General features: G+C 54.7%; 10 protein-coding genes. 6 read left to right on the forward strand and 4 right to left on the reverse strand.

Translation table 11 applies throughout. The features are described from left to right. Positions 1-109: 109 nt before the first annotated feature. Genes ACFFJP_RS08545 through ACFFJP_RS08555 form a run of 3 tightly spaced genes read right to left on the reverse strand, consistent with a single transcriptional unit; the run spans position 110 to position 3288 of the window. Positions 110-910, reverse strand: a complete 801-nt coding sequence (locus ACFFJP_RS08545) for a gluconate 2-dehydrogenase subunit 3 family protein (protein ID WP_377242425.1) — start codon at positions 908-910, stop codon at positions 110-112. Next, positions 911-2590, reverse strand: a complete 1680-nt coding sequence (locus ACFFJP_RS08550) for a GMC family oxidoreductase (RefSeq protein ID WP_377242427.1) — start codon at positions 2588-2590, stop codon at positions 911-913. Further along, positions 2590-3288 (reverse strand): 3-keto-disaccharide hydrolase, encoded by a 699-nt coding sequence (locus ACFFJP_RS08555; protein WP_377242429.1) that lies wholly within the window; start codon positions 3286-3288, stop codon positions 2590-2592. The genes ACFFJP_RS08550 and ACFFJP_RS08555 overlap by 1 nt, the downstream gene beginning before the upstream one ends. A gap of 323 nt (positions 3289-3611) precedes the next feature. On the opposite strand from ACFFJP_RS08555, the gene ACFFJP_RS08560 reads away from it, so the two are divergent. The 6 genes from ACFFJP_RS08560 (at position 3612) to ACFFJP_RS08585 (ending at position 12813) form a co-directional block, all read left to right on the forward strand. Beyond that, a complete protein-coding gene (locus ACFFJP_RS08560) occupies positions 3612-4706 on the forward strand; it encodes an alpha/beta hydrolase (protein WP_377242431.1) in 1095 nt (364 codons plus the stop codon). Further along, entirely contained in the window at positions 4700-5815 is a 1116-nt protein-coding gene (locus ACFFJP_RS08565; RefSeq protein ID WP_377242433.1) for a Ca2+-dependent phosphoinositide-specific phospholipase C, read from the forward strand. Before ACFFJP_RS08560 ends, ACFFJP_RS08565 begins: the two co-directional genes overlap by 7 nt. 220 nt (positions 5816-6035) lie before the next feature. Continuing rightward, complete coding sequence (locus ACFFJP_RS08570) at positions 6036-7223, forward strand: acyltransferase family protein (RefSeq protein WP_377242435.1); 1188 nt, start codon at positions 6036-6038, stop codon at positions 7221-7223. 12 nt (positions 7224-7235) lie between these two features. Then, positions 7236-9527: an alpha-N-acetylglucosaminidase gene (locus ACFFJP_RS08575; RefSeq protein ID WP_377242437.1), complete on the forward strand. Its 2292-nt coding sequence runs from the start codon at positions 7236-7238 to the stop codon at positions 9525-9527. Continuing rightward, complete coding sequence (locus ACFFJP_RS08580; RefSeq protein ID WP_377242439.1) at positions 9524-11296, forward strand: glycoside hydrolase family 28 protein; 1773 nt, start codon at positions 9524-9526, stop codon at positions 11294-11296. The genes ACFFJP_RS08575 and ACFFJP_RS08580 overlap by 4 nt, the downstream gene beginning before the upstream one ends. Continuing rightward, a complete protein-coding gene (locus tag ACFFJP_RS08585) occupies positions 11296-12813 on the forward strand; it encodes a CehA/McbA family metallohydrolase domain-containing protein (protein WP_377242442.1) in 1518 nt (505 codons plus the stop codon). The genes ACFFJP_RS08580 and ACFFJP_RS08585 overlap by 1 nt, the downstream gene beginning before the upstream one ends. Here the strand turns inward: ACFFJP_RS08585 and ACFFJP_RS08590 are convergent. Continuing rightward, positions 12810-13277 carry an outer membrane lipoprotein gene (locus ACFFJP_RS08590; RefSeq protein ID WP_377242444.1) on the reverse strand — a complete coding sequence of 156 codons (468 nt, stop codon included), beginning with the start codon at positions 13275-13277 and terminating at the stop codon, positions 12810-12812. The genes ACFFJP_RS08585 and ACFFJP_RS08590 overlap by 4 nt on opposite strands. Positions 13278-13293: the final 16 nt, after the last annotated feature.

Raw genomic sequence — 13293 nt, forward strand, 5'->3', positions numbered from 1 at the left:
CGACGCAGCGACAGTTCAAGACGGAAAAAGGCCAGCTAGTTGCTGGCCTTATTGCATGTCTGAGTCAATTTTGGGTCAATAGCCCCGTAAATGGCTGATCCCAGGCGAATTAAACGCTTTGCCAAGCAAACTCTTTTAAACCTAAATCTGCCAGCACTTTGTCCAGATGCGCTTTAGCCTCTGGCGTTGGCCCCGGATAATCGCCACCAATTGCGGTATTGCCGACATAACCGATATCTTTGGTGCCTTGTGGCGTACTGAAAAACGCCGCGACCACTAAGCCACGCAGCAATGCAAAAGCTTTGGCGATACGCTGGAATTGTGGTTTGGTTTGGGCATTGTCGAAGGCAATATCGTCGATAATGGCTAGTCTTTGCGGCCGTTTTAGGCTGGCAAAGTTGCTGCCAAATCTTAAAGTTGCTTCATCATCAATCCACGCCAACGCGGCTAAAATGACCGGTCTGTCCTGCTGCTGACGCGGATAAGGCGCGCTGATCCATTCATCGATAATCGCCGGAGCGTCGACTTCAGACGCCGAAGGTACATCGCCCTCGCGGGGGATCAGAATATCGGACAGCAGTGCCAGCAGTGTTAGCTGCGCCGCAGACATCGTTAATGGCCACGGTGATTCTGGTGGCAAAATCATATTTGGATCTGTGCCATAGCCTTTGGCGGTGATAGGTTTGAGGTTTAACTGTGGCCAGTGCTCAGTCGTTGCCGCTGCCTTATCTGCCGGGTTTACCGGTGCAGCAGGTGGCGCACTGTCGCAACCACTTAACGTCGGTAGCATAGTGCTGGCGGCGAGGGCAGCCAGCAGTTTTAATGACTGACGCCGGCTCAGGCCAGACTGATAGTGGTAGCTGGCATCATCAGCAGCGCCAACTTCTGGTTGATTGATTTCATGAGTCATTTACAGTGCTCCCTTGTCTAACTGCGTGGCCAACCAGGACGAATTGCGCATCGCCAGCGTCATGATGGTCAGCGTGCAGTTTTTATGCGGATTGGAGGCAAACACACCGCCATCCATCACAAATAGATTCGGACAATCCCAGCTCTGACCCCATTGATTGGTGACAGAATCAGTTTTGCTGGCGCCCATCCGGGTGGTGCCGACTTCATGAATGATTTGGCCGCCTTTTAGAATGGCTTGTTCTGGTTTCGGTAATTCACCAACCTCTGCGCCGAGCAAGGTCAGGATCTCTTTTGCAGTTTTTAAACCGTGGGCCACCTGTTTTAACTCGTGTTCTGACCATTTCCAGTGAAAACGCGCCACCGGAATGCCCCATTTATCCGTGACTGTTGGATCTATATCCATATAACAATCCGGATTCGGCAGCATTTCACCGCGCAGCGCAAAAGACACATAAGCGCCGTATTTTTGTTTAACTTGCTGTTTTAGCTCGCTGCCATAGCCCTGCAAACCAGTATCGACGTTGGCGCCTGGCTCACCAAAACGCCCACCGAGCTCGAAGTGGTAACCACGCGGGAAATCCAGCTGTTTGGCGGCCTGGGCTTTGTGCCCCCACCAGGGAATAAACAGATGATTCGCGGTGTGACCATCTTCGTTGTAAATCGGCCGGCCTTGTAGCGCCGGCACCAGTGCGCCGATATTGGCACCGGTCGAATCCATCAGGTTTTTACCGACTTGGCCGCTGGAGTTGGCCAGGCCTTGCGGATGTTTGGCGGATTTTGAATTTAACAACAAACGCGCCGATTCACAGGCACTGGCGGCGAGGATCACCACCCGCGCTTTAAGCTGATGTTCGGTGCCGGTTTTTTTGTCGATATAACTGACGCCGGTGACTTTACCGTTGTCATCGGTGGTAACCGTTTTCACCATCGCATCAGTGCGCAAATCCAGTAAACCGGTGGCTTTAGCCATAGGCAACAACGAGGTCGTGGTCTGAAATGCCGCGCCGATCGAGCAGCCATGGCCACAAGGCGTGGCATAAAAACAGGCGGCGCGGTTATCCAGCGGCCGGGTCAACACCGCACGGTGCATTGGCACCGCCGGGATGCCGAGTTTTTTCGCTGCAGCGGCGATCAGCAGCTCTGGTACCCGTGGCTGCGGCGGTGGTTGCAATACGCCTTCCGGCGACGGTGGCATATCATCGAGGCCAGTGTTGGTGCCACAAACGCCGACTAAGGCTTCAGTTTTGTCGTACCAGGGTGCGATATCGGCATATTCAAAAGGCCAGTCGGCACCGAGGCCATCCCGGCTTTTGCCTTTAAAATCGTGTTCGCTGAAGCGCAGCGAATAGCGCCCCCAGTGATTGGTGCGACCACCGAGCATCCGCGCGCGCCACCACATAAATTCAGAATTTTCTGCAGCGGTGTAGGGCTCATCCGGTACCTGCCAGCCGCCATCGATAGTGGCATCATAAAACCCAAAATCTTTGTCCGGCGTGGCTGCGCCCATCAGCGGCGCATCACCATTGCGCTTAAACATCGGTGTTTCTTTTTTCGGGTCGTAATCGCGCCCAGCTTCCAGCAAAACTACTTTATGGCCAAGCCGGGTCAGTTCATAAGCTGCCATCGCACCACCGGCGCCAGAGCCAACCACTAAAATTTCAAAGTCTGCGCTCGCCATTATTTCAGCTCTTTAATTTTGATGTTTTTAAACCAAACAGTATCGCCATGATCCTGCAGACCAATGTGACCTTTTTTGGTCGCAGCGAAACCAGGCCAGGTGGCAAATTTACTGGTCGACAGCAATTGTTGCCAGCGGCTGTCGCCGATTTTGATGGCTGCGGTCTGCACGCCGTTTTGCCAGACATTTAGCTGGTCCTGCTGCAGCCGGATGGTCAGCTGATTCCACTGGCCGGCAATTTTATGCGAGGCCGGTGGTGAGGCAATCATGTCGTATAAAGAGCCGGAGCGGTGGCTCGGCAGTTTATTGTCGGGGTGGCGTTCGTTATCGAGGATCTGGATCTCAGGTGCTTGGGCGTAGATGGTGTTACCGGTTTCATTTACCCGCACAAAAACACCGCTGTTACCGCTTTCGGCGATTTTCCAGTCCAGCTTCAGCTCAAAATTTTCAAAAGTCGCTTTGGTTAAAATATCGCCGCCGCCTTTACCGGCCAGCTTTAGCGCACCGTCTTCAATTTGCCACAGCTCACTGATACCGGTTTGTTTGAAATTGCGCCACTGTGTGCGATCTTTACCATCAAATAGCAATTGCCAGCCGTCAGCCTGTTCTTGGCTGGTTAATTGGTTGTCGGCGGCGCCGGCACTGAGTGAAAGTGCGCTGCAAAGCAGTAACGCCGTGACTGTCGTTAAATTTTTCAAAGTCTATCCTCCTGTTGATGCTGCGTGCTGCCGGGGTGTCAGGCAGCATAAAACACAGTTATATCGCAGTGATCGCAACCGCTACTGCCAGATCCGTCCGAAACAGTAACAGTGGTCCCGCTGTTATTTTGTGCTCTATAAAAGCAATGGGAGGCAGGTTGATGCAAGTAAAAATTTACTTTTTTGAGGCAAAATCCTTCAAGCAGTAGATAAAGTGTGAAAAATCGCAAGCGCTTGCTTTGTTGGGATGAAACCGATTACATAAAATACTGGAAAAATCGGCCTGCTGCAGGCAGGCTAAATATCCAATCAGCGGAGGATGAATGATGGTCGGCTATCGAAGTTTTTTACCCGGAATAGGCTTTTGGCTGGTATTGCTCAGCACAGGTTGGAGCAGCACTTTGTTTGCGGCTGAGCCTGCTGTAAGCGGGGATGACGGCGTTAAAGTGCACCGCGATGTGATTTATGTCCGGCCTGCCGGGCAGCCGCTGGCACTGGATATCTATCAGCCGGAGCGGCCGGGCATCCGGGCGCCCATGCCGGTCTTGCTGATTTTTCATGGCGGTGGCTGGTTGATTAACACCAAAAGCATCATGCAGCAGATGGCCGGTTATATCGCGGCGCATGCTGATATCGTGGTCGTTAATGCCGACTACCGGCTGCTTAGCAGTAACTATAACACCACCAAACTGAATCAAATTGTCGAAGACGCGCTTGGGGCAACCTTGTGGGTGCAGCGCAATATTCAGCATTATCAGGGCGATCCGGCGCGTGTCGCAGTCACCGGCGACAGCGCGGGCGGCCATTTGGCGGCGATGGTGACATTGGCCGGGCAGAATTTATCGTCACAAGGTTTTGCCAGCCGTACGCCGGGATTTAAGCCCAGTTATTTACCGGAAGGTGAAAGTGCAGAAAGTATCCGCGCCGCGGGTGGCATTCAGGTGCAGGCTGCGGTGTTAAGTTATGCCGTGTTTGATTTGCAGGCGCGGGCCTTTGCCGATTTCGAAACAGCCAAAAATGGTTTTTGGGCGATGGGCAAAGCCAGTGCGCGTGGTTTTTTTGGTGCGGGTATCAATGTTCACAGCCATCCGGAGCTGTACCGGGCGTTATCGCCGCTGTATTTGATCCCAAAAGCCTGTCAGCGCCGACTGCCGCCGCAATTTGTCCATGTTGGTAGCCGCGATGCGCTGACGACACCGGAATCAGCGCGGCAATATGTCGAAGCGGTTAATCAGGCTGGGCATCACAGCGAGTTACATATCTATCCGGGCTTGAACCACGCTTTTCTTGATAATGACTGCAATGAATTTCTCGGCAATTGTTTTGACCGTGATGCCAAAGCACCGCTCGATGACATTATCCGTTTTCTGACTGAGACGCTGGCGGTACCTGCTAGCGACGCGAAACCAGCATGTTAAGGCGAGTACCGGCGCTGGTTTGTGGTTTGTGCTGGCTACTGGCTTGCCCAGCAGATGCTTTGCAGGCAGTCGAGCCGGCATCTGTAGCGCCAGACTGCAGCAGCTTGCGGCTGAATCAACTCAAAGTGCTGGGCTCGCATAACAGCTATAAACGACGGCTGCCGGATGAGGTCTATCAGGCTGCGGCAGCGCGGGGCATCAACAGCAAAGCACTGCGATACGGCCATCCTGCTTTGGCGGCACAGCTCGATTTTGGTTTGCGCCAGCTGGAGCTGGATGTGGTGTCTGACAGTGTGGCGGGGCAGCAGCACCGGCTGGCCGAGCCATTGGCTGAAAAATGGCTGGGCCGCCCGCTGCTCAGTAGTGCTGACCGTCATAAGTATCAACAAACAGGTTTAAAAACGCTGCATCTGCCGGATATCGATTTTGCCTCGCATTGCCCGTTGTTTGCCGATTGTTTGTTGGCGCTCAGGCACTGGTCCGATACACACCCGGCACATTCGCCGGTATTTGTGCTGATGAATGTTAAAGAGCGCGGTGCTTTTGGCGCAAATGGCGGTGGATTTCAGCCGGCGCAGTGGGATGCAGAGCTGTATCGCATGTTGGATCGGCAAATCCTGCAAGTGTTAGGCGCAGAGAAACTGTTGCGACCTGCCGATGTGCAAAAGCCCGGTTTATCGCTGCGCGATTCAGTGCGCCAGCATGGCTGGCCTAGTGTCAGTCGTACCTTAGGACAGTTTATTTTTATCTTTGATGGCGATACGACGCAGGCGCGCAGTTATCAGGCTGCAGTGGCAGCGAGGGAACAGGTCTTATTTGCCAGCACCGGCATCGACGACCCGCAGGCCGCGATCCTCGTGCTGAATCAGCCAGTAGCGCAGCAGGCGCAGATCCAGTCTGCCGTCGCGGCTGGTTTTATTGTCCGAACCCGCAGTGATGAGCCACTAAACGCCGACGCTACACGTTTTAACAGTGCGCTGCAAAGTAACGCCCAAATCATCTCCACCGACTTCTATCATGGCGCGCCGCAAGGGATTGCCGCTTTGCAATATAAACCGGCACAAGTCGCAGCAATAACATCTTGTACAAGCAAGGTTGGTTTGCCATAAAAAAGAGAATAAAAACAAGCAGATACTGAAGGTTTGTCATCACAGGCAGACGTTTATTTGCTGAGTTGCCACCGGTTGCAATTTAACGATCGCGCTAGATTGACACCGGTGTCATTGCTTGATATATCTACATTCATCTTCAGCGGTTGTCCCTGACAGCCAGCCATTTTTTCCGGGCGCAGTGGTCTTTGTACAGACGACGCCAGAGTTGGGAGCGGGTATGACTGCAGCATCACAGGCCAATAAACAGGCGACTTTGCCAACAGGCGGGCGTTTGTTGGCACTCGATTTATTTCGCGGCCTGACCATTTTGTTGATGGTGATTGTCAACAGTCCGGACTTAACCGGGCAGTGGCACCACGCCTATTGGAACGGCGCGACTATCGCTGACTGGGTGTTTCCGTGGTTCCTGCTGATCGTGGGTGTGTCGCTGGCGGTCAATGAACCGAAAATGCGCCAGCAACGCCAGTTGCTCGGTGATGGCGCACTGCTGTGGGGCATTGCCAAACGCACATTGCAGCTGTTTGCACTGGGTCTGCTGGTCAATCTGTTTTACACCGATTTCAGTGCGGTGCGGGTACTGGGTGTGTTGCAGCGTATCGCCATTGTCTATTTCTGTTGTGCCGTGTTGCTGTTGTATCTGTCGCGCCAAAAAATTCTGACCCTTGGTGCTGTGTTGCTGCTTGGCTATTGGGCGCTGCTGAGCTTTGTGCAGTTTCCGGGCGCTGTAGTGGGCGATCTGAGCCGGGGCAATACCGTAGTGAATTTGTTTGACCAGCATTATCTGCCCGGCAAACTATGGCGCGGCCATTGGGATCCGGAAGGCCTGCTCAGTACTTTACCGTCAATTGTCACCGGCATCACAGGGTTGTGGGCCGGTTGGCTATTGCAGGGCGTGACAGCTTTACCGCCTGCGCAGGCGACCCGACGCTGGGTTCAGCTGTTTGCCGCTGGTGTTCTGTTATCGCTGCTCGGCTACGGTTGGAGCCTTGATAACTGGCTGGGTAGTTACGCGTTTCCGTTAATTAAACAAATCTGGACCTCTTCTTTTGTGCTGTACACCTCGGGCCTGGGTTTTATCGGCTTTGTGTTGTTGCAGGTATTTTACCAGCAAGCCGGTCGGCGCTTTTGGGCAGAGCCGGTGGTGTTTTTACTCAAAGTGCTCGGCATGAATGCGACAGTGTTGTACCTGTGGCATGTGGTTTTACATTATTTACTGACGCAGAACTGGTGGTGGCATTTTACTGATACGGCGCCGGACCGCGCTTTATCGTTTTATGGCTGGCTGACGCAAAGCAGTGCAGGGCCTGCCGGCACCGCGACCGCATGGTATCTGCTGATTTTTATCACGTTGAGTATATTGCCAAACTTCTGGCTGTATCAGCGCCGCATTTTCATTAAGTTATAAGGAGCGCCTGGTATGCGTTGCAACCATCCAACATCCCGAAAAGCAGTGCTGATGCCGGTGCTGCTGCTGGCAGCACTGTGGCAGCAGGTTGCCAATGCTGATCCGGCGCAGGAAGCCAAAGCCGTGTTAGAGCGTGTCACCGGACAAGCGCTGCCGCAGCTGGAGCTACAGATCGAGCCGGCCGCTTCTGAAGCTTTTCAGGTACAGAGCAGCGCCGGCAAATTACAGGTCCGCGCCGGCAGCGCCGTGGCTGCCACTTATGGTGCTTACCAGTATTTGCGCCAGCAAGGCCAGCTGCATGTCAGCTGGGAAGGCAACCGCATCAATATCCCGGCCCGATTTGCCGATCAGCAGAGCCTTAACGGCAATGCGTTGTTTGCACTGCGCGCCTATATGAATGTCTGTACTTTTGGTTACAGCACGCCGTTTTGGGATTGGTCGCGCTGGCAGCGGGAAATCGACTGGATGGCATTGCATGGCATAAACCAGCCGCTGGCGATGGAAGGGCAGGAATATGTCTGGCAGCAGCTGTGGCGTGAATTTGGTCTGACCGACCCAGAGCTGGCCGGATTTTTCTCCGCAGCGACAGTCGCGCCCTGGCAGCGCATGGGCAATATTGAAAATCATTTAGGCCCGTTGCCACAAAGCTGGATCAACAAGAAAAAAGATTTACAGCTGCAAATCTTGCAACGGATGCAGGCGCTTGGCATGAAACCAGTATTGCCGGCGTTTTCCGGTTATGTGCCAAAAGCCTTTAAGCAACGTTTCCCGAACGCCAAAATTAACCGGATGGAACCCTGGTCCGGCTTTGATCGGGAAAGTTATTGGCTGGACCCGGCAGATCCGTTGTTTGCCACCGTCGCCAAACGCTTTCTTGAGCTGTATCAGGCCACTTATCCGGTCAAAACTGCCGGACAGTATTATCTCGCCGATGCCTTTAACGAAATGCTGCCGCCACTAAGCGGCGATGCCACTGACGCCGCCAACCGTGACCGGCAGCTGGCGGACTATGGTCAGGCGTTGTACCAGTCAATCGCGCAAGTGCAGCCTGATGCCACCTGGGTATTGCAGGGCTGGATGTTTGGCGACCATGCCAAATTCTGGCAGCCGTCAGCGGTGAAAGCCTTTTTAAGTAAAGTGCCCAAAGCGAAAACGCTGGTACATGACATCGGCAATGACCGCTTTGATGTCTGGCGCAGCACCAGTGCTTATGCCGGTGCGCAGTGGGTATATGGTTTTATCCATAATTACGGCGGCAGTAACCCGGTTTATGGTGACTTAAGTTTTTACCAACAGCAGGTCAGCCAGCTGACTGCTGATCCGGCGAAGGGAGCACTGACTGGTTACGGCGCCTTTCCGGAGGGCATCGAAAATAACAGCCTGGTGTATGACTTTATCTACGACCAAGCCTGGCAAGTCGGCGACAAGCCGGTCGCGGTGAAGCATTGGATCAAGGATTATCTGCAGGCGCGCTACGGCAAAGTGACGCCTGAACTGCTGCACAGCTGGCAGCTGCTCGAGCAGGCGTTATATCAAACGCGTTATTGGGGTTCACGTTGGTGGGAAGGCTCGGCCGGTGCTTACCTGCTGTTTAAGCGACCACAGCGTAACTTTACTGAATTTGGCGCCCATGCCGGCGACCAGGTCAAACTGCGCCGCGCGCTGAACAGTTTGTTGTTACAGGCGCCGCAGTACGTCGATTCGCCACTGTTTCAACATGATGTGCTGGAATTTAGCCGGCATTATCTCAGTATCGAGCTGGACCTGTTGTTACAACAAAGCGTACGGGCCTACCAAAAACAGCAATATGCCAAAGCCGATGTCTGGCTGAACGAATTTAGTGGCGTGGTGCAACAGCTCGACAGTTTATTGGGCGCGCAGCCGCAGTCATTAAGTCAGTGGCTGCAGAGTGCCGTTGCTTATGGTGAGAATCCGGAAGAATCCCGTCTATATCTGCACAATGCAAAAATGCTGCTGACCGTTTGGGGCGGCACCCAGTTAAAAGATTATGCGTCACGCGGTTGGCAAGGCATGTATGCCGGTTTTTACCTGCCACGCTGGCAGCTGTTTTTCCAGACCCTGCAACAACAACCGCAAATCAGCGATGTTGAGCTGGACCGGCGCTTACGCGACTTCGAACTGCAGTGGACCCAGTCAGCTGAATTGTTTCCAGCCGCAGTCCCCGCTGCACCACTGACCCAGTTGCCGACGCTGTTGCAACGCGTCGATCAGTTAAACAAAGCCGCTGGTGTGGCACTACAACCGAAAAAAGCGCTGGCAACCCATCAGGGAGCACGGCCATGATTAGTCGCCGCCAGTTTATGCAGGGATCCGTCGCGGCACTGGCGGCGACGCCGCTATTGGCAGACGCATTGGTACACCAGCTCGCAGCTTATGAACAACGTTATGACCAGCAGCGCAAAGCAACAAGGCTGGCGCAACGTGCTGAACCCGTGCTGGATTTTGCCAGTTTTCTACCGCACGGCGATGGTGTGCACAAAGATACGGCCGCGTTACAGGCCGCAGTGGACGCCGCCGCAGCCAAGGGCGGAGCCCGGATTTTAATTCCGGCCGGCACTTACCTGATTGGCGCGGTGCAGCTGAAAACGGCGGTCACGCTGGAACTGGCTGCCGGCGCGACGTTATTAGGCAGTGTCGATATCGCCGATTATTACATCAACGCGGCCGATGGCAGCAGCACGCTACAGGCATTGCTCTATGCCGAACATGCCAAAGCGATCCGGCTCTGCGGCAGTGGCACCATTGATGGCCGCGGCCGCGAACTGTCGCTCAATATCAACGATTTACATCATAGTGGCGCTCGGGTGGAGCCGGATTTTAACTATTGGCGCAACCGCTCGAATCATCGACCCAGTGTGATCGCGTTTCATCATTGCCAGCAGTTAGAAATCGTTGATATCACCGTGAAAAATGGTGCGTCCTGGGTGCAGCATTACGCCGGTTGTGATGACCTGCGGATTGAAAATATCAAAGTGCATAGTGACTGTTATTGGAATAACGATGGCATTGATATCAACGACTGCAAAAAAGTCCGGGTGCGCGGCTGCTTTATCAATAGCGCTGATGATGCGATTTGCCTGAAGTCCACCACAGGCCCCGGCCACTTTAATGATGACATTGAGATCAGCGACTGTGTGCTGCGCTCCAGCGCCAATGGCGTTAAGTTTGGTACCGAATCACAAGGTGGTTTTCGCCACGTGCGCATTCGTAACATCACGGTATTTGATACTTACCGCGCTGCGATCGCGTTGGAAACGGTCGACGGTGCGTTTTTAGAGGACGTCGAAGTCGACGGCGTTACGGCTAATAATGTCGGTTGCGGGCTGTTTATCCGCTTGGGTCAGCGCAACATGCAGGTCGCTGCTGACACACCACCGGGGCGGCTCCAGCAGGTGCGCATTCGCAATCTGCGTGCGGAAATTGCCTTTGGCCGCGCCGATGCAGGCTATGAAATGCGCGGGCCAGGGCTCAATGCTTTTTATAATCCGATCCCGGCGTCGATCAGCGGGCTGCCGGACGCCTGCGCCAGTGACATCGTGCTGGAAAATATCGATATGGTGTATCCGGGGCGCGCGAACCGGGGCCAGGCCTACCGGCCTTATCATCAGCTGTTTCTGGTGCCGCAGGAGCGGGCGGCTTATCCGGAGTATTCGATGTTTGGCGAACTGCCAGCCTACGGATTGTTTGTCCGCCATGTCAGAGGACTGGTTCTGAAAAGCGTGCGGTTGTCGAGCCTCGAAGCTGATTTTCGCCCGGCGCTGGTGCTCGATGATGTCATTGGGCTGACGCTAGATCAGGTACATTTGGGTGGCGCGCAGCGGCCACAGCTAGTGCTGCAAAAAGTCAAAGTGACAGCCAGCAAGGGCCTCAGCGGGCAGGACAATGCCGCTAAACCCGTGGCGCTGGGTAGCAGCGATATTGCCATCGTCAGCACAGACCGGCCTTACCTGGAGATCAGCAGCAGCCCGGGCGCGAATGCCAGTGTGGCGTTTAAATCAAAGGCTGATGCAAAGACAGTAGCCCCGGCCACAGTCGGCAAGGGACAGCGGTGATGACGACTCCCGGCATCTCAAGGCTCAGCGCAGGCCTGATGCTGCTGTTGCTGGCGGGCTGTCAGCAGCAGAGCGCAAAAACGTTGCCGGCTGCAGAGCTGGCGGTCAAACCGCAGTGGCTGGCGGGCGATCACCATGTGCATACGCATTACAGTGTGAAATGGGATAACTCGGTGTTTCCGCCCAAACCGATTTTGGGTGGCGATGCCAAATATTCAATTGAACACAATGCCCGCATGGCAGCTGCTTTTGGCCTGCGCTGGATGGTGATAACCGATCACGGCGGGCCGAATCGTGCCCGTCTTGCGCTCGAACAGGCCTATCCGGAGCTGTTGGCTTCACGCGCTGCCTTGCCACAGATTTTGCAGTTCTATGGTATGGAGTTTGACGTGCCGGGCAACAGTCCGGGCGGCCGGCATGCCAGTTTGATCATGCCAAAAACACCGACTGAAGCGCAGCAGCTCTTTCAGATTGAAAGCCGGTTTAATGGTCGCCAGGGTGTACCGCCGGGGCCGGAAAAAGCTGAAGACAGTTTTATGCTCAAGGCGTTGCAGGCGATGGCGGCATTACCTGATACCCCGTTGCTGCTGGTCAATCATCCGGCCCGCCTGGCTAAAGGGCTACGGCAGTATTTTAAAGTCACGCCAAAGCAACTCCGAGACTGGCAGGATACCGCGCCCGGCGTGGTGATTGGCATGAGCGGTGCCGAGGGCCATCAGGCGGCGACGCTCAATCCGGATGGCAGCAGTAAAGCCGGCGGTATTCGTGGCGAATATCCGGACCATCCGACTTACGGTGGCTACGACCAGATGACGGCGCGGCTTGGCGGTGTCTGGGATAGTTTATTGGCGGAAGGCCGGCGCTGGTGGGTCACCGGAGTGTCGGACAGTCATGGCCATTACACTGACGGCTGGGCTGATTTCTGGCCAGGCCAATATGCCAAAACCTATGTGTTGGCGCAGCAGGATTACGCCAGCATTTTTGCCGCGCTCAAAGCCGGCAAAATATTTGTCACGACTGGCGATCTGATCAGTGCACTTGATTTGACTGTCGCCGTCAAAGGCGCAGCGCAAGGCGTTGGTGCCGGCGAAACCTTAAAGGTCAAAGCTAATGATGAATTGGTGCTGCGGCTGTCTTTTCGTGATCCGGACGCGCCTAATGGCGGTGGTTTTAACCCGCAAGTGGCGCGGATTGACCTGATCCGAGGCCTGATAACCAGCACCGCAGCCAACGGTCAAGCTGGCGATCAAAGCCGAGCAGCAGATCGGAACAACGATGAGGCGCCGGCAACCAAGGTCAGCCAGCGCTGGTACGCTGGCGACTGGCGAATCCAATCCGACGGCAGTGCCATGCTGGAATGGCCGCTCGGCCGCATCAATCAGAGCCAATATTTACGCCTGCGGGGGACCAATCAGCGTGACGAACTGGAACCAGCACCGGATCAACCAGGCGAAAACCCCTGGCATGATTTGTGGTTTTACAGCAATCCGGTGTATCTGCAGCTAAGCGCGAACTAGGGCAGCTGCATAATCTGGTTGCCTTTGATACTGACCCGGTCGCCGACGCGTAAATCGCCAATCTGCTGATAATCAAACTGCTGCGTGCGGCTGTTATCCAACCGCACCAGCACCCGGTAAATCTGGTTGCCTTGTTGATTTTGTTTGGCGATCTGGTTGCCCGCCACAGCACCACCGATCACACCGGCTCCGGTGGCCAGCGTACGGCCGGAACCGCCGCCAAACTGATGACCGACCACACCGCCAAGCACGGCGCCGAGCAAAGCACCGCCGGTACCATTCATCGACGATTGCGGCAAGATCTGGATACTGGCGACAGTGCCAATTTGTTGTTGCGCACGAACGGATTGCTGCACGCCATAACCGGGATTGCTGCTACAGCTGCTAAGACAAAGCAGCACACAACCCAGAGCCAGATAGCGTGGTGACGGACTTTGAGTACCAGATAATTGAACAGAGTGCATCAGGAAATTCCTAAAC

The organism is Rheinheimera tilapiae, from assembly GCF_042432165.1.
Taxonomy (GTDB): domain Bacteria; phylum Pseudomonadota; class Gammaproteobacteria; order Enterobacterales; family Alteromonadaceae; genus Pararheinheimera; species Pararheinheimera tilapiae.

Excerpts from the sequence above, each read along its gene's own strand:
- ACFFJP_RS08590 (WP_377242444.1), bottom strand. The coding sequence starts at position 13,277 with ATGCACTCTGTTCAATTATCTGGTACTCAAAGTCCGTCACCACGCTAT.
- ACFFJP_RS08560 (WP_377242431.1), top strand. The coding sequence starts at position 3,612 with ATGATGGTCGGCTATCGAAGTTTTTTACCCGGAATAGGCTTTTGGCTG.
- ACFFJP_RS08575 (WP_377242437.1), top strand. The coding sequence starts at position 7,236 with ATGCGTTGCAACCATCCAACATCCCGAAAAGCAGTGCTGATGCCGGTG.
- ACFFJP_RS08545 (WP_377242425.1), bottom strand. The coding sequence starts at position 910 with ATGACTCATGAAATCAATCAACCAGAAGTTGGCGCTGCTGATGATGCC.
- ACFFJP_RS08550 (WP_377242427.1), bottom strand. The coding sequence starts at position 2,590 with ATGGCGAGCGCAGACTTTGAAATTTTAGTGGTTGGCTCTGGCGCCGGT.
- ACFFJP_RS08585 (WP_377242442.1), top strand. The coding sequence starts at position 11,296 with ATGACGACTCCCGGCATCTCAAGGCTCAGCGCAGGCCTGATGCTGCTG.
- ACFFJP_RS08580 (WP_377242439.1), top strand. The coding sequence starts at position 9,524 with ATGATTAGTCGCCGCCAGTTTATGCAGGGATCCGTCGCGGCACTGGCG.
- ACFFJP_RS08570 (WP_377242435.1), top strand. The coding sequence starts at position 6,036 with ATGACTGCAGCATCACAGGCCAATAAACAGGCGACTTTGCCAACAGGC.
- ACFFJP_RS08565 (WP_377242433.1), top strand. The coding sequence starts at position 4,700 with ATGTTAAGGCGAGTACCGGCGCTGGTTTGTGGTTTGTGCTGGCTACTG.